A 20078-nucleotide genomic window follows, 5' to 3' on the forward strand; every position below is an offset into this window, starting at 1 on the left:
TTTTCTATCATTTCTTATTTTTTAGTCGCATCCTCATTATTTATATCAAGTACATCTAATAAAAAGATAAAGATTGGTATCCCGATAATAAGCCCCCATATTCCGAGGAAATGCTCTGAGAAGATAAGAATCATAAATGTGTAGAATATTGGTAAATTTGTTTTTGCAGACATAAACTTCGGATTTAAAAAATAACTTTCAAGAGCATGGATTACTGTTATAAATACGAGTATGTATACTACGTACATAACTCCGCCTACGTTGTAAGCAATGATACAAAGTGGAAACAAAGAAATAATCACACCTGCAACAGGAATCAAGCCTAGTAAGAAAATCATAACAGCTAATACAAGTAGCTGTGGAAATCCTAAAACGATTAATGCAATAACAGTAAGAATACAATTTACCACGGCAATTAAAAACTGAGCTTCAATTACTTTTCCGAACGATCTTGCAAATCTTTCACCAAAATATGCAATTTCCTCATAAAAGATTTTTAACTTACTATCTTTAAACTTAGATGTAAATGTAATAATACGCTCTTTTTCTAATAAGAAAAATAAGCTTAAAATTAGAGATAATAATATTTGTAAACTTACCTTCCCTATATTTGCTATTGATTGATATATGACATCTACACCTTGTTCTATATATTTTGATACTTCCATCCCATTAATTGTCGAAAGTGCATATTTAACGATTTCATTATCAGGTGGATTTTGAAAAAATAGTTTAAACTGATAAATTAATTGTGAAATTTGTATCGTCAGCACAGGTAAATATTTATATAACGTTGTGCCTATAAAGGAAACTAGTATTATATATAAACATGCAATAACAATTTTCCGGTTTACTTTCAATTTTCTTGAAATAAAACGTTGAAATCGATCCATTAAAAACGTCAGTATAAACGTAATTAATATTAAATTAATCATACTTTTTAATGCGTATAATACAAGCGCTACTATTATTAAAACGAGAAACCGTTGAAACCCTCTACTTCGAAAAAAACTCTTTACTTCATTCATTAAGAATTAACCTCCCCCTTCAATGGATGGAAATTGAATATATTACATTTTATGAACTCCTATAGACAATCTTTCTTACTAATTGAGAAGAATCCTTTTTTTCTTTTCATATTGTTAGATTCGTTTAACTGGAATCCACCAACATATTTCGGTGGATTCCAGTTATTTTTCATATAATCTTTTATAAACTAGGTAATTTTCTATTTTTAGACTGCTGTTCATACGCATATCCAATATTGAAAAGCTCTTTTTCACCAAACTGTTTCCCTACAAACACTACACCGATTGGTTCTCCATTTTTATCATATCCAGCAGGAACCGCTAATTCCGGATAACCAGCTACAGCTGATAGAAGAACTTCATCGTTATTAATCATAACTAGAGCATCCAAACCTTTTTCTACTAAATACCTATCTAGCTCTTTTCTTGCATTTTCTTGACTCGTTTGCACTACGTTTTCAAACTCTTCTTTCGTTATAACAGATTTTTCAGACCCTTCAATTAATGTTTGTCCGTATTTTATTCGTCTTTTACTATCCTTTTTATTAAACGCTATAATCTCTTCTAACGATTTTACCGGTACATTCTTTTGCTGTGAAAGATAGTCGTTTACATTATGCTTGAACTCATATTCTAATGTTTGCAAATTATCTACACCCTCAGCACTTAACTGGATATTATCAGTTAATATCGCACCTGCATCTTGAAGGTCTTTTCTAATTTTTTCTGCTACTGCTTTTCTATTTTCATCTTGTTGGTCTACAGAAAAAAGAAGCCCTATCTTTTTCCCTTTTAATCCATCTATTGATAAATCCTTTGTATAATCAATTCTTTCTTTATCTTTCATTTTTTCTGTCATAACATCTTTTTCGTCATAACCTATCATTGCATTAAATAACGTTGCTGCATCTTTTACCGTTCTTGCCATAGGTCCTGCTGTATCAAGAGTTTCAACTAACGGAATAATTCCTATTCTACTTACCATACCTAAAGATGGACGTAACCCAACTACTGATTGCTGCGCCGCTGGTGCAACAATCGATCCCGTCGTTTCTGTTCCAATTGCAAGCGGTGCAAAATCTGCTGCAACTACTGTAGCAGATCCTGAACTTGATCCTGAAGTATCGAATGTAATCGGACCGTACGGGTTTAAATTTTGTCCTTTCTTCCCGCTATACCCACTTGGCATTGTAAAAGATAAATAGTTCGCCCACTCAGACATATTCGCTTTTCCTAAAACAAATGCTCCTTCTTCTTTCAACTGCTTCACAATTGTTGCGTCTTGATCTGCAATCCAATCTTTTAATACATAAGTTCCTGCACTAGTCGGCATCACTTTTTCCGTCTGTACATTATCTTTTACAACGACAGGAATACCATATAAATTCGAATTTTTGTTTCTACCCCGCTCTTGATCTAACTTTCTTGCTTCTTCCATCGCATTAGGATTTATCTCTGTAACAGAATTTAATGTTATTCCATTTTGATCATGTTCTTGTATTCTAAAGAGATAAATACTCGTTAATTCTTCATATGACAACTTTCCATCATCAATCATTTTTTGAAGCTCATCTACAGTCGCATTTACGACTTCTTTTTCTTTTATCTTTACATTTTCTATATTGATTCCTTTAAGCTGATTATGTATCGGTTGTAGCACTCTTTCTTTATCATATACAATACGCTCAGATTCCTTTGGAAAATAATTTTTATACACGTAATATCCACCAGCACACGCTAATAAGACAATGCCTCCAGTGATAGACAGCGTTACCTTTACCCATTTCTTCATGTTGCTTCCTCCACTCTATAAGATGCTTAGCTATACAAAAAAGAGAGTTACCTTTTACTTAACTCTCTCCAATCAAAATGCTAAATGAAAAAATGAAAGATTTCAATCTAATTACTTCTTTTTTTGCATTTGCTTTGCTAACATTTCTTTCACTTGATTATACGTTAACCCTGAATTTTTATTTAAACGCTTTACTTCCTCAACATCAGTACCTACCACTGTATATTTTTTCTCATCATTCATTTTTCTAATTCCCTTCTCACCGTATTATTTCTTATATTTCTTCCCTAAATACGCATAAATTAACACCACTACAAAAAAGGAAGCTGTTTTTAAGCACAGCTTCCTTCTCGTTACATATTGTATTTCTTAATAAAATTTCACTACATCTTCAGTAGGTAAGAACGTTCTTTCTGCTGGTTGTTCGTTTGGTTCACCAAATGGCATTTGACCTACTAAGCTCCACTCTGCCGGAATGTTCCAAGTTTCTTTCACTTCAGCATCTACGATTGGGTTGTAATGTTGTAATGACGCTCCAATTCCTTCAGCAGATAATAGCATCCACACAGTATGTTGTAACATCGCATTTCCTTGATGAGACCAGAATGGGAACTGATCTTTATATAATGGCGCATTTTCTTGCATTTTTTCTACAGTTGCTTGATCTTCAAAGAATAGAACTGTTCCTACACCTGCATGGAAGCCTTTTAGTCTTTCTACAGTCGCTTCAAAGTTTTCTGCTGGTACGCGGGCTCTTAGTGTTTCTTTAACGATATCCCAAAACTTTTCATGCTCTCCATCCATTAATACAACCATACGACCACTTTGCATATTGAAAGATGTTGGTGCGTGTAAAGCTGTTTTTAACACTTCTTCAATTCTGTCTTTCGTAATTGCATCGTTTTTTGCTACTTTACGAATTGAACGGCGGTTCACAATTGCTTCTTTTAAGTTTGTTGTAGTTGCTGACATTTTAATTCCTCCAAATGTTTGTTTTATAATTTATTTTGTTATTTCATAACAAGCTAATTAGCAATATCCATCGGTATTACATTGCATACCTTCAAATGAATTTGTTTTATCCTTTTCAATTTCTTTATCAATGACCCTTTCTAGTGTTTCTTTACTAGCAAGCCCTTGAATGACTTCATCTCCAATCATGACAGTTGGAACAGCCATAATATTCGCTTCATCATATGCGTGCTGAATTGCTTCTTGATGTTTTTCCTTATATTTACGAGTTACTAAAACATCTTTAAATTCTGCTTCAGGAAGTCCTACTTCTACCGCTAATTTTGTTAACACATCAATATCTTCAATGTTTTGCTCTTCTTGGAAAAATGCTGTGAATACGCGGTGGTGATACTCATTACCTAGTCCACGTTCTTTTGCAAATTGACATCCTTCGAAAGCTAAATGTGTATATGGGTGCGGTGAAACACGTGGCAAGCGCATATCGATTCCTAATTTCTTCGCTGTCGGAAGAATGAAAGCATCCCATGAACCTAATTTTTCTGGTTCATTCCATGGATCTATTTTTGAATATGGACTTGGACGTAATTCAAATGGCATCCATTCAATCTCTACATCTTTCTCTTTCGCTACCTCATCTAATGGACCTTTTGCTAAAAAACAAAACGGACATATAAAATCTGAGTATACTTTCATTTTTACAGTCATAACTTTTACACCTTACCTTATCATTGTAATCAAATCAGTTACATTGATGATAAAAAAATATAAATATTATTTAAGCATTCATTTTTTCTTGCAAAGTTTCAAACAACTGCCCCATCGTAATATTTCTCAAAACTTCTTCCATCGCGGATTGTGCTTGAATTAAAATAATTTCTAACACCGCTTGAATATTCGCCCCAATTGGACAATCTGGATTTGGTTGCTCGTGAATATGAAATAGCTTGTCTTCTTCGACTACGTTCACTGCATGATACACATCTAACAATGTGATTTCATGTAAATCCTTTAGTAATCCCGCGCCACCCGGTCCACGATTTACGTAAACAAAGCCAGCTTGTTTCAAGTACGACATGATTTTACGAATGACTACTGGATTTGTATTGACACTCTCAGCCATATAGTCTGAAGTACAAAGTGAAGATGGATTGTTTTTCAAAATAGATAAAATATGAACAGCTATGGAAAAGCGGCTACTAATTTTCATCGTAATCACCACCTCGATGTAATCATTATAGTTACAACTGAAAAATAAGTCAATCCTTTTCATAGATTTTTTATAAGTAAATTAAAAAGTGTCCCATTATGATATATGAGACACCTCTTTTTATTCTGCAAATAGCGATTGAAATTCTTCAATAAATAGCTGCACAGCGATTGAAGAATCCTTTAATGAAGGAACAGCTAAAGCAATTTCTCTCCATACTTGTGGTTCCAATTCTCTCGTTTGCACATTTTTTGGTAAATTCGTTAAAGATAATTCAGCTAATATTGCAATGCCTAATCCTTCTTGAATCATATTTAAAGCTGTAGTAACTGTCGAAATTACATACTCAGCCCGAAGTGGTACGTTTGCTTGTTTAAACATATCAATAATAGGTGGTTCGTATCCGCCCTTACATAATATGATTGGTTCATTCTCTAAATCACTAATTGTAATAGAGTCCTTCTTACAGAGAGGATGATCCTCTCTTAAGATAGCAACCATTTTCCCCTTCGTTAATGGAACAATCTCCATATCTTTATTAGGCAAAATAACAATTCCTATATCAATAACCCTCGATACTAACCAATCTTCAACTTCTTTAATCGTTCCTTCACAAAGAACCACTTCTAATTTCGGATACTTCTCCTTAAAAAGGTTTATCATTTTGGGTAAGAAATGTGCAGAAGCACTCGGAAAACTACCAATTCGAATCGTCCCAACTTCGTGTCCTTTCTCCATCGCAACTTCTTGTTCAATCTTCTCTACACCGTTCAAAATCTCTCTAATATGTACAAGAATCCTGTTTCCTACATCCGTAACGAGGAGCCCTTTTCGTTTATCACGTATAAGAATAGTAACTCCTAACTCTGACTCAATACTTGAAATCGCATGACTAACAGCTGGCTGCGTCATATTTAATACCCTGGCAGCTTTCGTAAAACTACCTAACTCAACAGTTTTTATTAATACTTGCAGTTGTGTAATGGTCATAACTAATCACTTATACTCCTCATAAAAAAGATTCATTTTATTTATTACAGTCGATATCATATCATAGTGAAATGAATAACAACAAGGAGGTCTTTCAGTGACACAGCTTTCTCGAACTAAGACGGCCATCATCCTTACCTTTCTCGTTTTCATGTGGGGAATCAATTGGCCTTTATCAAAGTTTGCCCTGCATTATACACCACCTGTTTTATTTGCAGGCGTTCGAACTTTAATTGGAGGATTCATTTTACTCCTGTTCGCATTACCGAAATACAAAGAGTTACATTTAAAAGAAACGTGGCATTTATACGTTATTTCTTCTTTACTTAACATCATTATATTTTACGGATTACAAACTGTCGGCCTTCAATATATGCCTGCTGGGTTATTTTCCGCCATTGTATTTCTACAACCAGTTTTACTCGGTATTTTCTCGTGGATATGGCTTGAAGAATCAATGTACGGCTTGAAAATTTTCGGGCTTGTTCTCGGATTTATTGGTGTAGGTGTTATTAGCTCTAGCAGTTTAACAGGACATATTTCTATCATTGGAATCCTTCTCGCGTTAGGATGCGCTATCGGCTGGGCACTTGGCACAGTATTTATTAAGAAGACTGGTCACCGTGTTAATGCCATTTGGATGGTAACACTTCAGCTTATTATTGGTGGCCTTTGCTTAATTGGATTTGGTTCAGAGTTTGAAAGCTGGTCTAGTATCGCTTGGAGTATGCCATTTGTTAGCGTACTTCTCTTTATTTCATTCTTTGTTATTGCAATGGGGTGGCTTGCATACTTCACACTTGTTGGAGCTGGTGAAGCAAGTAAAGTTGGGGCTTATACATTCCTCATTCCACTAATAGCTATTATTGTAAGTTCAATTTTCTTACATGAGGCTATTACCATTAGCTTATTCATCGGACTATTATTTATTGTTGTGAGTATTTGTTTTGTAAATATAAAACCGAAAACACTTGCTGTAAGGCAGCAAGTTGAATTGAAATAAACGTAAGAAAGAGCCTACTGTTTGTAGGCTCTTTCTTACGTCTTACTTTTTACGACGTACTACAAAAACACACGCACTTACCGACGATACTATGGCAAAAATAGATAAGACAATTGCTATCAATTGCATATTACTAGTACCTTCATTTTTTTCTACACTAGACACTTCACCATGTTCTCCTGTTAATGACGTACCTTTTGCAATTGTAGTAAGTGAATGCGGTTTTTCAGCTTTTTCATCACCTGTCCATTCAACAATTTCTCCATCTTTATATTGTTGATATGCGTCCCAAGCTATTTTTTGCTCTTTATCCGGATTTTTAGCGACGAAAGTAAATCGCTGGAACTGACCTGTTAAAATTCCTTCTCCTGTCGCTTCCCATACTACAGTTTTAACTTTTCCGGCATTATCTTTTTGCTCCTCAACTTTCCATCCTGGCACTGGTTCATACTGTTGGAACTCCACTCCAGACGGTATTTTCAGTGTAACTTTTGTCGTTGCTACATTTTTTTCAACTGGTACTTTTATCGTATAAGTCTCCCAAGAACCAACGTCAGAAGTTGCTGGTTTTACAGTGACGTGCGCACTAACAGGTAACGAAAACATTCCCATTGCAATAATTGTTGCGATCATTGTTGTTCCTAATTTTTTTATACGTTTCATTTTCTATTTACTCCTTTTCATCTATAACATCTGTTTATCCTGCTACTCGCTAGCAGCATGATTGGTAAAATTTTATCTGCCACCTACAATAAATTTAAAATCTGTATCGAAACTATCAAGAGATTTTGTTAATCCATGAACATGTATATTCCAGTTTCCTGTCATATTAATATACATACCTTCTGCTTCATATTCTCCTGGTGAAACTACTGAAACTTTAAATGAACCTTTTCCCATGTTCATATCTAATGATTGAGTCGTCAATATCATTTGTTCCATATCAGTAACAGGCTGTCCCTTTTCGTCCTTTAGTGTAATATGGAATTTATTTTGTCCTACCTTATTCGGACTTACATTTAGCGTAAGTTCATATCCATTATCTAATTGCTTACTCTCTGTAAATGGTCCAGTAGGAGGCATCGGTGGTGTTTGTACGTTTGTCATAAAAGCTACGATTACGAAAATGATAATTCCAATGACAAACTCTACTTTCACCGTAGCTCCTAATCCTTGCTGCGCTCTTATTCTCCCTTTCACATAATGAATAATTCCCAATATCCCCATGAAAATAAATAATAGTATCTTTGCTAATAAAGCCAATCCATACTTCGTATCAAATAACGAGTGGATTGTTGGAATAAAAAATGTACTATTAAAAAGGCCTGTTATTAAAATCACAATGACAGCACCTGTTGCCCACGGTGAAAAACGCTTAATCATATCCCAATACATATGCCACTTATTATCCTCTTTACATAAAAGAAGAATAATAGATGATAAACCACCAACCCATAATGAAGCTGCTAATAAATGTAGAAAATCCATAACGACAGCAATGTCTTTAAACTTTAAACCGTATGCGTGACTATTAAAGGCCTTCATAACAAGTAGCCCTATAAACAATAGTATTGGAATACTCCATACTTTAAACGACGAAAACTTCTCATGCTTCACCGCAAAATACGTAACAATTATAAGCGTACTAATGAGAACCATTTGAGTAATCCATACATAACCAAAAACAGAAAGCTGTAATGTTTCTTTTAATAGTAAAGGATTGAATGCTTCTAGCCATGAAACATCAGCATTTATTTTCGCTTGCAGTGGTAGATTGAATAACAAGCTAATCAATATCCCAAATAAAGAGATCCATATTATGTTCTTACTCCTTGATCGAACCGAGGTTGCATTGCCTTTATACATAATAAGATTAAAGAATAGCACTCCTATAAATAGTGAGAAACTTGTATATAAAATTCCACGTTCCATAATCATATCGATTTGTGGGACGTAGCCCATCTCTTCCACTTGTATATCGTCTGTTTCCGCTTCTGCTAATCCAACCCGGAACGGGATAACTCCTTGAATTGGATGTCCATCAGCTGAAATCACTTTCCACTGAATAGAGTAAAGACCATTTTTGAGATTGTCTTTTAATCCAGCTTCTAATAGCTTTTTATTTTTTTTATCAATATGAGCATCTTTTAAATCGACCCTTTTACCTGATGTATCTCTCACGTACAATGTATTAAAACTTGAAACTTGTATGTCCTCATCGAATTCGATTTTTACAACAGATGGTGCTTTCTTCAATGTTTCATTTTCAGTAGGGTTTGATTTCACAACGTACGCATGAGCAGATGCACTTTGCGGTATCAATATGATAAGCACACACACAAGTAATAGCCATGTCCCTAATCTTCTCATTACTTTCACACTCATTTCACTTCTTTCTTCCTCATTGCTCTATTTTCATTACTTTAACTTCCGAAGTTTGATTCTCGGGCGAAATATTAACCTGATTAAATATAAACTTCTAATATAATAGTAACTATCACGATAGATACAACTTACATTTTTAAAGCCGATTGTTATTATATCATAAAATATATTTATGTAAGTTATCAAAGAAGAAAAGTTATCGTGAATCATTTGTGAAGAAAATGTGAAATACATAAATAAAAAGGTATTACGTTATTACGTAACACCTTTAAAAAAATATCCCTCTTCTATTTCTCTTCCGGATAATCACAATACTCGATAATCGTTCCTTCAGTATCCGCTGGGTTAAGATAAATTAACCTTCTACCGTGCTTATTAATGCGTAGTGTATGCTCTAATGTCCGAATACCTTGTTCTTTTAACTCTTCTAGAGCCACATCTAAATCATCGACACGATACGCAACATGATGTACACCTTTACCTTTTTGTTTTATAAATCGGGCAATTGGTGAAGTGGTGTTATTTGTCGGCGCAAGTAATTCAATTCTATCTCCATCCACTTCAAGAATGGCTACTTCGCTTTCTACACCTGGTGCCTCACTTACGTAACGATCTATTAATTCTCCTGATAGAACCTGTTCATAAAAACGTATGGTACTATCTATATCACGAACTGCGATTCCGATATGATCAATTGTTTTTTTCATTTTATTTCCCCTACTACTTTATTTTTTCTCATTATTAATAGTAACAAAAAAAGTTATAGAAACAAGTTCTATAACTTTTTTATTTAACCTATTTTCTTATCCGCTCTAGTTGCTGGTTGAACTTGATTTTTTGCTTTTACAACGCTAATGCCATATCCGATAAATCCACCGATAATCGCTGGGAAGATCCAGCCTAATCCTACTTCCTGCATCGGAAGGAATTTAGTGAACACTTGGCTTACTACTTCAATGTTAACTCCAGCTGCACTTAATCCATCGAATAAGCTGATGATAAATGTTACGATTAAGCTCACTTGATAAACTTCAGCTCTTCCTTTGAATAATGAATGGAAGAATGTTAAGAAAATCAATACGATTGCTAGTGGATAAATTGCTGTTAATACTGGAACAGAAACTGCGATTAACTGTGTTAATCCTACGTTTGCAACAATTGCACTAAATACACATAGCGTGATTGCAATTGCTTTGTAAGGAACATTTGGGAATAACTTATGGAAGAATGAAGAACATGCTGATACAAGTCCCACACTAGTTGTTAAACAAGCTACTGTAATCATTAATCCTAATAATACTCCGCCATATGATCCGAAATAGTAGTTAGAAACTTTCGCTAATACTTCTCCGCCGTTTTCTAAATGTCCAAGCTTTGCAACACTTGAAGCACCCATATAAGAAAGAGCTGTATAGATAATTGCTAAAATAGATGCTGCAATTATTGTCGCTTTTGCACAAACGACCATAATTTGTGTTTTCGTTTTCGCACCTTTTTCTTTAATAGCATTGATGATGATAATCCCGAATACGAATGATGCAAGCGTATCCATCGTTAAGTATCCTTCTTGGAATCCTTTAAAGAATGCATGTGATGTATAAGCTTCCACTGGTGCTTGCATATCTCCAATCGGATGTATAAAAGCAACGATTACTAAAATACCGATGAAAGTCAACTTAATTGGCGTTAAAATTTTTCCAACAATATCGACAATTTTCGCGGGATTTAGCGAAAAAAAACAAGTGATGCTAAAGAATATAATTGTGAAAAGAATTAAAGGTGTAGAACCTACTCCCTCTGGCATAAACGGCTTAAGACCAATTTCATAAGATACATTTCCTGTTCTCGGTATTGCAAATAATGGACCGATCGCTAAGTATAAAACTGTTGTAAATACAATCCCGAACACTGGGTGAGCACGACTTGCTAATGACTGTAAATCATCTTTACCTGAAAAACCAAATGCTAGTACACCTAGTAATGGTAATCCAACACCAGTTACTAAAAATCCAGCGTTAGCAATCCATACATTCTCTCCTGCTGATTGACCAAGCATCGCTGGGAAAATTAAATTTCCTGCTCCAAAAAATAGTGCAAATAACATTAATCCAATAACTACTATGAACGAAAACGGTACTTTATTCGCCATAATATAACCCCCATTCAAATTTCCTTATCTCATTTTCCAATTTTAACTAATTGAATTTTCTGAATATTTAATTTAGGTATCAACTATTCTTGAACTCATTATAGTTTGCTATATAATATTTTGCAATACTATTTTCGAACTTTTCTTTTATTTTATAAATATACATTTTTTAACATGAAAAATAGACTAAAAAACCAACACGGTCATCCATGTTGGTTTTTCCATTTACTATCATAAATTAAAATTTCGCTGCTACTTTTTTAACGTTTTCTAGACCTTCTTCAACAATTTGTTGTGAACGATCTGGATATTGATTGTGTCCTTCAATTACAACTGTCTCTGGATTTGTAATTCCCCAGAATCCAAGTACAGTTGTTACGTAATTAACTGCCATTTCCATAGGAGCCATTTGTTCTGAAGAGTAATCTGAACCACGAGCACCTAACACAACTACTTTCTTACCACCAACTAAACCTTCTGGGCCATTTGCTGTATATTTAAACGTTTTTCCAGCTTGAGATAAGTATGAAATATATGTGATTAATGGTGCTGGTACTGTAAAGTTCCATAATGGGAATGCAAATACAACCTTATCAGCTTCTAAAAACTGATTTAAATATTGATCTACTGTAGCAACTGCCTTCTCCTCTTCAGCTGTTAACTCCATACCTTGGCTACGTTTATATCCACCTGAAATCGCGATATTTCCGTAATAAGGAAGATCTAATGCAAATAAATCTAATTCCGTAATTTCTGTATTTGGATTTGCTTCTTTATAAGTACTTACAAATGTTTCATACATTTTTGAACTAACTGCTTGCTCCGCTGGACGATCGTTTGCTTTTACAAATAATACTTTTGACATTTTTTTATTCCCCTCTACATTCTTATTTTCTTCTTTTTTACCAAATAATGAGCTAAATAGTCCCATTTTCTTCACCTAATCTTTCTTTTCATATTCATTATTCATCATCATAAAAATTCTTATTCTAAGAAAAAGTTCCAATAGATACCTTAAGTTACGCCATTGTAACTTTTTGTTATTTAATTACCTTATGTAAGTGATTGTAATATAGCCACTTACTTTAGTCAAGTAACTTTTAATAAAAAATAAAATCTCGACTTAAAAATATTAAGCGAGATACAATTGAACACCAAATACATCTTTATTACTTGTATAATAAACTTAGAGAGGAAAATTCATATATAGAAAGGATTTATTCATGAGCACTATAGAAAAGATTCAAACTTTTATTATTCTTTTTGCTGTTACATGCGGCATCGTACTCGGACAATTTAATATGATACATACGTATTCAGACAAATTTATTGTCCCCTTCTTATTTTTCATGCTATATGGATTATTCCTCAGCATTCCATTAAAAGAAATAAAAAACGGATTTCGCAATTTAAAATTTGCTGGAACAAGTCTTACTATTAACTTCTTATGGACACCTTTACTCGCTTGGGGGTTAGGAGCACTATTTCTTTCCGATCATCCAGCACTTTGGGTTGGATTTATAATGTTAATGGTTACTCCATGTACAGATTGGTACTTAATCTTTACTGAAATAGCGAAAGGTAATGTAGCACTTTCTACTACAATTTTACCTGTAAATTTAATTTTGCAAGTACTGCTCCTTCCCATTTATTTATTTTTATTTGCTGGTGTCATGAAAACTGTAGCGATTTCTGTTTTAGTAGAAAGTATTGTTATCGTAATCGTCTTACCATTTATACTTGCACACGCTACAAAGTTCATTATGAATAAAATGAAAAAAGCTGAAACTCTCGAGAATAAACTCATTCCGTTTTTCAGCTCTGCTCAAATTGTATTTTTAAGTTTAGCAATAGTAGCGATGTTTGCATCACAAGGTAAATATTTACTACAAAATATGAATGTTGTTTTATTATTACTCGTTCCTGTTCTATTGTTCTTCATCATTAATTTTTTACTAGGACAATTTATCGGGCGCATGATGCATTTATCTTACAAAGATACAGTAAGTCTAAGCTTAACAACGTTAGCAAGAAACTCACCTGTTGCACTCGCTATCGCTGTAACCGCTTTTCCAGACGAACCTCTTATCGCACTTGCACTCGTTATTGGACCATTGATTGAGTTACCGGTACTAGCTTGTGTGTCACAAGTTTTGTTGCTTATTAAGAAAAAACGGCAATACGCATAATAAAAAACGTCCCATTTTGGGACGTTTTTTATTATGGAAAGATTACATACAACACTTATTTCTTATTTATCATTACAAATGAAATTACCGAAACTACAAACATAATAATACCAATTATAATAAAGTGAAACTTTAATCATTGGGGGTTTTGTTCATCCCCCAATGATTATTAGCCCTCACCACTCCCGCATTAACAGATCCTTTCTAATTAAAAATGATAGGAAACGTAAATATAACGAAAGCTGCCCAAAGTCCGTATATTGGCAAATACTTCGTAACGGCATCTTGGATAGCTTTTGGTCCTGATTTGTTTTGCAAGAAACGCATATAGGAAAACATAATCCAAATGAGATTTGCCCAAATCAGTACATTTACTCCTAAAACAGCAAGTCTATTAGGCGTAATCCCGTAAGAAGAAAGTCTGAATACTATGGCTGACAATGCGACAGTGTCAATAATAAGTGCCAGAACAATTAAGGAAAAATTTATATAATCTGAAATGTTCTTTTTCTCGTCCGAGTCACTTTCAACGATAGAAAATATGGTAACAGCCAATACACCAAGGAGTATTCCGTTGAAAGCCATTAGGAAATTGCGATCCAAGAACGGATTTTTCCCCACCCAAATTACCGTTATAAGATAGATAAGCAACGTGATCAGGACGAGAGGACTAAAAATTTTAGATATGTATGGTGTAATATTTTTAGCAAGCTTAAGATTCATTGATACTAAGTATGCAGCCACAATAGCGAGAGCCGCTGCTCCAAATAAAACAACATTACTAAAATAGAATTCTCCTATATCTAAGTCAACAAAGCTAAATAAACGCATGGTGAATATTGCTAGTATCATTCCGCTCACTGCCATGCTCCCGTAGAGAAGACAATATTCTAAATTAAATTTAATATAGGCTAATCTTGTACTGCCTTTTGAATATTCATTTCCTGTAAATGCAAGCCCTACTAAGACCCATAAAAATATAGGAAGATGTAAATAAGCAAGTATCGTACTGTCTTTATAATTTATTGGCAATGTATTAAGATACACCCCGGAAACTAGGAATAACGCTATAAGGGAATAAATAATACTTTTTTTCGGCTTATTATTGTAAACAAAATAAGCAGCAATAAAGGGAATTACACCAAAAGCCAAGTTTATTGGAGCAATTGCTTCCTGCTCAACAAAGTGGAAAATGATCCTGGTGCTTATGCCGGCCAAAATAGCTAAAAGGCCCATGAATAAGAAACCTTTTTGAAACAAAGATGTTTTTTCTTTATTTACTTTCTCCTTGAAATGCAACCTTTCATACCAAGCACCTAGAACCTGGGAATCAGGGTTTTGGTCCCATGCTTGTGAGAATGCTTTTTTAAAAGCTTTCGGATCTTTTCTATACATCTTCTCCAACTCATGGGGGTTATCCATATGTTTAACAATCAAATTGTTAATATTCATAGTTATACCTCCTCTAATTTTAAAAATAAGGTTGTTACCTTTTAACAAAAGCACCTCACTCATTTATTATGATTTTAATACAAAATTTATCGTTTTACAATAAAAAATTATTATTTAAAGGATTTTTTTTATTGTTAAATTTTATATAAAAGAAAAAACAAAAGAGCATGACAGTTTTATGTCATGCTCTTTTAACAAATTAATTCTCAAATACAAAATTAATCTTATTATCTTTCCACTCTAATTTCGCATCAAACGTTTTCTCGCCCTTTTTAAAGCCTTTAATTAAATCAGTCTTTTCACCTTTTAAGAGCTTTGTCATATTCTTTTGCGAAATTGTTTTACTTAATATCTTCTTTGAAATGGTGAAATCACATTGCGTTGTATTATAGTTAGAACAACCGTAAAACGTTGATTTATCAATTACATCGCCATCACATTTTTTACAGCTACCAACCTTTTTACCCGTTGTAAATTTCGATCCTTTTCGTTCAATCGATTCAACATGTAGTCCCGTGAAATCCCACTTCTCAGACATTTCCACTGCGTCTTCAATAATTTTAGCTGATAGCTTTTTCGTCTGTTCCATAAAAGTTGCTGGTGAAGCTGTACCTTCACCAATTTCCGCAAGACGCTGTTCCCATTTCGCAGTCATTTCCGGTGAAGCTAGTATTTTGTCACCAATTGCGGTAATTAATACTTTTCCTTTATCAGTCGCATACACTTGGTTTTTCTTTACATCTATATATTTACGGTCTTTCAGCATCGTAATAATACCCGCGCGGGTCGCTTCCGTACCTAAACCTTCTGTTTTCTTCAATACCTTCTCTAGCTCTTCATTCTCTAAATACTTACCGGCTGTTTTCATTAACGTAATAAGTTGTCCTTCTGTATAACGCTTCGGTGGCTGTGTTTTTCCTTCTTTCACTTTCACCTTTACAACTTTTCCTTCTTCACCTTCAGCTACAATTGGAAGAATGGTTTCGTCATCTTTATCGTCTTGGAAAATAACTTTACGCCAACCTTCTTGAATTTGCTGTTTTCCTTTTGAAATGAATTCAGCACGTTCATCTACAAGCGTTACAATCGTTGTATAGTCAAAGATTGCAACTTCATAATGAGCTGCAATAAGCCTTCTTACGATCATATCGTATATTTTCTTTTCATCACCTGATAATCTGCTTGGGTTTGTAACTTGCTCTGTCGGAATAATTGCGTAGTGATCTGTTACTTTCTTTTCATTCACATAACGCTTATTGTTCATAATGGATTCAATTGGTGCCGGTAATAAGCCTTTATATTCATCAAACTGACTTAACTTCTGTAAAATATCAGGGAAAGTCGCTGCTTCTCCTTGAGTAACATAGTTAGAATCTGAACGTGGATAAGAAACAATCCCTTTTTGATAGAGTGCTTGCGTTATATCAAGCGTCTTTTTCGGTGAAAACTTAAAGGCTTTATTTGCCGTTGCTTGCAGTGATGATAAGTTGAATAAAAGCGGCGGCTGAAACTCTTTACGCTCCGTTTTCATTTCCTTCACAACAGCCGGTTTCCCTTGGCAAAATGCCGCAATTTTATTCGCCATATCAGGGTCTTTTAAGCGGGATTCATTATCCTTCTCCCATTTCCCGTCATATTTCTTTCCTTCTATATTAAAGGTTGCAAACACTTCCCAGAAAGGCTCTGACTTAAAGTTTTCAATTTCTTTTTCACGCTTTACAATCAATGCTAACGTTGGTGTTTGGACACGACCAGCAGAAAATACATCATTCATTCCTTTTTTCTTTAACAAAATACTAAACACACGTGATGCATTCATGCCAACAACCCAGTCAGCACAAGATCTCGTGTATGCTTCGTAATACGTATTAATTGTATCTGATTCATCAAGTAAATTTTTAAACCCTTGATAAATAGCTTGCTTCGTTAAAGACGAAATCCATAGACGCTTCATAGGCTTTTGCACGTTACAAAGATTAATAATATTTCGTACGATTAGTTCCCCTTCACGCCCAGCATCGCCTGCGTGAATAATTTCTGTTACCTGTGGATTATGTAACAGCTGTTTCACAACGTTAAATTGCTTATACTTTGACTTTGTTACTTCAAATTGAAAACGCTCTGGAATCATCGGTAATGTATTAAGTGACCATTTTTTCCACTCTGCGTGATAATGCTCTGGATTACATAACTGCGTCAAATGACCAATTGCCCATGTACAGTACGCTCCATTTGGAAATAACTCATTCGCTTCTACCTCTAAATATCCATCTTTCCGGCGATATTTAAACTGTGAAACAAGAGCCAACCCTTGATCTGGTTTCTCGGCAATAATTAATTTCATTTTATAACTCCCTATCTGTATTCCAGTGTTACTTTCATTGTCTATATGTTTAGAAGCGATGATAAAACAACAATCTTATTTATCATTCGCGGTTTGTCTCGCAAATGGGAGACCTATAATATTATACGCTTATTCTTTATGGCTTCACAATAGAAACTCATAATATAACAATTTCTTTCACATGCTTACAATTAAAAAAGACGCCCTAAAAAATCAAGCGTTCCTTTGCTTACATCTATGAAATTGTGCAGATAATATGCAGATATAAATTATCATAAGTACACATATGATGAAATGAACGATAGGACAAGGAGGTATCATAATGTTTGCTTATACGTTAACTACCTTAACACTTTGCTGTACCTCAATTCTTATTGTATCCAATATTTCTAAACGTAAGGGTACCCTAATGGAGTATATGGTATTTATTATGTCTTTTAGTATGAGTATCGGTTTAAGTATTGGTTTTTATTTAGGCATTCTCTTTAAGGGGGAATTACTATATTCTACTTTACTTGCTATTTTAATTAGTGGTTTTATCGGTTTTTTAGTGGGTCTACGTTTTCACCTATATACTGCTTTAGAAGGAATGTTCTCTGGATTAATGGCAAGTATGATGGGAGCAATGATTACAGAAATGTTAAACGCTCAACAAGCTCATAGTATATTGTTCATTAGCCTTTTACTTACTATAACGATTACTATGTCCTGTGTGATTCAATTGTTATCGGAGAACTTTTCTACTTTTATCCAACGTCGTTTTTTGTTATTCCTTTCAATTAGTGTAGTAATTATCGTTGCCGTATTCGCGACATTCCCAGATCATACTCCTGCACCTTCACCTGGGCATAATCAACATATACATTAGTACTTGCAACAAAAATGAATAAGCAGCTATCCATAGGATAACTGCTTCCTATTATTCTGGCTTATTAGGAATGTTTTGGTTTGGAACATAGTCAGATTTATAATCTGTATAGTTCACTTCCGTTACCATCCCGGCTGAAGCATGATGTAGGTCGTGACAGTGGAACATCCACTCACCGGGCTTGTCTGCTACAAAGGCTACTTCATATTCTTCTCCTGGTTTTAAGTTCAATGTATCTTTTACAATTGGAGAACCTTCTATCGGTTTTCCATCTTTACTCAACACCTGAAAGAAGTGCCCATGTAAATGCATTGGGTGATCATCCATTTTAGAACGATTTACCAACTTCACTTTTACTAAATCACCCTTTTTTACTTGAATTGGGTCAATATCCGGAAATACCTTTCCGTTAATTGTATATACCATTTCATTTCCATTCATTTGCGTATTTAAGTCCATATTATATGTGGCAGTATACTCTTGATTTAACGTGAAACTACCTAATTTTTTAGTACCATATTTCATTATATCTAATTTCGGTAATTTTTCTTTTTCGTCTGCTTTATCTTTCATCTCTTTGCTGCCATCATATTCAATAACAGCTTTCATTCCTTTTGCACCTTTATTTTTCGAATGGTCTTCAACATACCATTTCCCAGTTTTATTAGCAGTAAATTCAATATCATAACGTTCGCCCGGTGCGATTGAAATTACTTTATCCTTTATAACTTTTGGATTGTTTATTGGTTGACCATCTGTCGCAATTACTTTTATATCATGACCGTGAACATGTATATCATGTGATAGATAACCAGCATTAACGAGTCGAAAACGAACTTTATCTCCCTTATTCACTTTCAATGGCACTACTAAATCACCGCTTTTTCCATTGATTGTGAATAAATCATACATACTCATATCATGACCTTCCATCTTCATATTTCCATGGTCCATTCCTGCCATATTGCCAGAGTCTTTTTGATCACTGCCCATGTCCATACCAGAATGATCCATGCCGTTCTTATCATCATTCTTTTTCGTATTTTCATCACCTTTAGATTTATTACCTATTTCCCCTTTTGTCATTTCTTTTAACTGCTTTTTAATTTCTTCTTTATCTGTAACCCATTCATCTAACAGTAATGTGTAATCTTTATCATATTTTTCCTTTGTATCCTCTACAATGAGCGCTCCATACAAACCTCTATCTAATTGATTTACAGAATCTTGATGCGAGTGATACCAGTACGTTCCTGGTACGTTCGCTTCAAATTCGTAAGTGAAACTTTTTCCTGGTTCAACTGCATCTTGTGTCACGCCCGGAATTCCATCCATGTTATTTGGGACAGGATATCCATGCCAATGAATAGATACTGGTGCAGATAATTCATTTTTTAATGTCACTTTCACCTTTTCACCTTTTTTCACCCGAATTTCTGGACCAGGAGATGAGCCATTAAATGTCCAGACTGGAACAATAACACCGTTACTTAATTTTTGCTTTTCTTCTTTCGCTATTAAAGTAACTTCTGGCCCTTTTTCAACCTTCAATGGTTTTGTAGCTGTTTTAGTCTGTATTGTTTTTTTATCTTTCATATTTTTATGATCATTTGTTGTATTTGTCGTCACAGAACAGGCAGCAATTAAAAATATTACAGAGACTGTAACGGCTGCTAATACAACTCGCTTCATGGAC

Annotated in this window: 18 protein-coding genes; 3 read left to right on the forward strand and 15 right to left on the reverse strand. The window is 34.3% G+C overall.

Translation table 11 applies throughout. The annotated features are described in order from the left end of the window. Positions 1 to 14 precede the first annotated feature (14 nt). The 7 genes from ACTFR8_RS04960 to ACTFR8_RS04990 form a co-directional block, all read right to left on the reverse strand. Positions 15 to 1028: an AI-2E family transporter gene (locus tag ACTFR8_RS04960; RefSeq protein ID WP_001006597.1), complete on the reverse strand. Its 1014-nt coding sequence runs from the start codon at positions 1026 to 1028 to the stop codon at positions 15 to 17. A 181-nt stretch (positions 1029 to 1209) separates the two neighbouring features. Next, positions 1210 to 2820: an amidase family protein gene (locus tag ACTFR8_RS04965; RefSeq protein WP_000759481.1), complete on the reverse strand. Its 1611-nt coding sequence runs from the start codon at positions 2818 to 2820 to the stop codon at positions 1210 to 1212. Between the two features lie 111 nt (positions 2821 to 2931). Further along, positions 2932 to 3063 (reverse strand): hypothetical protein, encoded by a 132-nt coding sequence (locus tag ACTFR8_RS04970; RefSeq protein WP_000997344.1) that lies wholly within the window; start codon positions 3061 to 3063, stop codon positions 2932 to 2934. A gap of 126 nt (positions 3064 to 3189) precedes the next feature. Further along, a complete protein-coding gene (locus ACTFR8_RS04975) occupies positions 3190 to 3792 on the reverse strand; it encodes a nitroreductase family protein (RefSeq protein ID WP_001277009.1) in 603 nt (200 codons plus the stop codon). A gap of 57 nt (positions 3793 to 3849) precedes the next feature. Further along, positions 3850 to 4500: a DsbA family oxidoreductase gene (locus ACTFR8_RS04980; RefSeq protein WP_000216681.1), complete on the reverse strand. Its 651-nt coding sequence runs from the start codon at positions 4498 to 4500 to the stop codon at positions 3850 to 3852. 70 nt (positions 4501 to 4570) lie between these two features. After that, positions 4571 to 5002, reverse strand: coding sequence for an Rrf2 family transcriptional regulator (locus tag ACTFR8_RS04985; RefSeq protein ID WP_000704073.1), 432 nt, complete (start codon positions 5000 to 5002; stop codon positions 4571 to 4573). Positions 5003 to 5122: 120 nt separating this feature from the next. Beyond that, the gene (locus ACTFR8_RS04990; protein WP_000156771.1) at positions 5123 to 5992 is read right to left on the reverse strand and encodes a LysR family transcriptional regulator; all 870 of its coding nucleotides are present in this window, start codon (positions 5990 to 5992) and stop codon (positions 5123 to 5125) included. A 97-nt stretch (positions 5993 to 6089) separates the two neighbouring features. Between ACTFR8_RS04990 and ACTFR8_RS04995 the strand changes: the two genes are divergently transcribed. Further along, the gene (locus ACTFR8_RS04995) at positions 6090 to 6995 is read left to right on the forward strand and encodes a DMT family transporter (protein WP_000192805.1); all 906 of its coding nucleotides are present in this window, start codon (positions 6090 to 6092) and stop codon (positions 6993 to 6995) included. Between the two features lie 42 nt (positions 6996 to 7037). On the opposite strand, the gene ACTFR8_RS05000 is transcribed toward ACTFR8_RS04995, so the two are convergent. The 5 genes from ACTFR8_RS05000 to ACTFR8_RS05020 all read right to left on the reverse strand — a co-directional run bounded on the left by ACTFR8_RS05000 (position 7038) and on the right by ACTFR8_RS05020 (position 12460). Next, a complete protein-coding gene (locus ACTFR8_RS05000; RefSeq protein WP_000821399.1) occupies positions 7038 to 7658 on the reverse strand; it encodes a YcnI family copper-binding membrane protein in 621 nt (206 codons plus the stop codon). 72 nt (positions 7659 to 7730) lie between these two features. Then, a complete protein-coding gene (locus ACTFR8_RS05005; protein WP_000114337.1) occupies positions 7731 to 9380 on the reverse strand; it encodes a copper resistance CopC/CopD family protein in 1650 nt (549 codons plus the stop codon). A gap of 287 nt (positions 9381 to 9667) precedes the next feature. Then, the gene (locus ACTFR8_RS05010) at positions 9668 to 10087 is read right to left on the reverse strand and encodes a VOC family protein (RefSeq protein WP_000750855.1); all 420 of its coding nucleotides are present in this window, start codon (positions 10085 to 10087) and stop codon (positions 9668 to 9670) included. Between the two features lie 83 nt (positions 10088 to 10170). Further along, positions 10171 to 11529: a branched-chain amino acid transport system II carrier protein gene (gene brnQ / locus ACTFR8_RS05015; protein WP_001284785.1), complete on the reverse strand. Its 1359-nt coding sequence runs from the start codon at positions 11527 to 11529 to the stop codon at positions 10171 to 10173. Between the two features lie 238 nt (positions 11530 to 11767). Further along, positions 11768 to 12460, reverse strand: a complete 693-nt coding sequence (locus ACTFR8_RS05020; protein ID WP_000522502.1) for an FMN-dependent NADH-azoreductase — start codon at positions 12458 to 12460, stop codon at positions 11768 to 11770. A gap of 292 nt (positions 12461 to 12752) precedes the next feature. Between ACTFR8_RS05020 and ACTFR8_RS05025 the strand changes: the two genes are divergently transcribed. Beyond that, the gene (locus tag ACTFR8_RS05025; protein ID WP_000103818.1) at positions 12753 to 13718 is read left to right on the forward strand and encodes an arsenic resistance protein; all 966 of its coding nucleotides are present in this window, start codon (positions 12753 to 12755) and stop codon (positions 13716 to 13718) included. Positions 13719 to 13922: 204 nt separating this feature from the next. On the opposite strand, the gene ACTFR8_RS05030 is transcribed toward ACTFR8_RS05025, so the two are convergent. Together ACTFR8_RS05030 and topB are read right to left on the reverse strand one after the other, a co-directional pair. Next, complete coding sequence (locus tag ACTFR8_RS05030) at positions 13923 to 15170, reverse strand: DUF4153 domain-containing protein (RefSeq protein WP_001024714.1); 1248 nt, start codon at positions 15168 to 15170, stop codon at positions 13923 to 13925. 199 nt (positions 15171 to 15369) lie between these two features. Next, positions 15370 to 17514 (reverse strand): DNA topoisomerase III, encoded by a 2145-nt coding sequence (gene topB / locus ACTFR8_RS05035; protein WP_000766766.1) that lies wholly within the window; start codon positions 17512 to 17514, stop codon positions 15370 to 15372. A gap of 322 nt (positions 17515 to 17836) precedes the next feature. On the opposite strand from topB, the gene ACTFR8_RS05040 reads away from it, so the two are divergent. Next, positions 17837 to 18382: a hypothetical protein gene (locus ACTFR8_RS05040; protein WP_000458545.1), complete on the forward strand. Its 546-nt coding sequence runs from the start codon at positions 17837 to 17839 to the stop codon at positions 18380 to 18382. A 51-nt stretch (positions 18383 to 18433) separates the two neighbouring features. Here the strand turns inward: ACTFR8_RS05040 and ACTFR8_RS05045 are convergent, their stop codons facing one another. Further along, positions 18434 to 20074, reverse strand: coding sequence for a multicopper oxidase family protein (locus ACTFR8_RS05045; RefSeq protein ID WP_000832715.1), 1641 nt, complete (start codon positions 20072 to 20074; stop codon positions 18434 to 18436). Positions 20075 to 20078 lie beyond the last annotated feature (4 nt).

Origin of the sequence: Bacillus cereus group sp. MYBK15-3, assembly GCF_051916765.1 — a bacterium.
In the GTDB taxonomy this organism is placed as follows: Bacteria; Bacillota; Bacilli; order Bacillales; family Bacillaceae_G; genus Bacillus_A; species Bacillus_A cereus.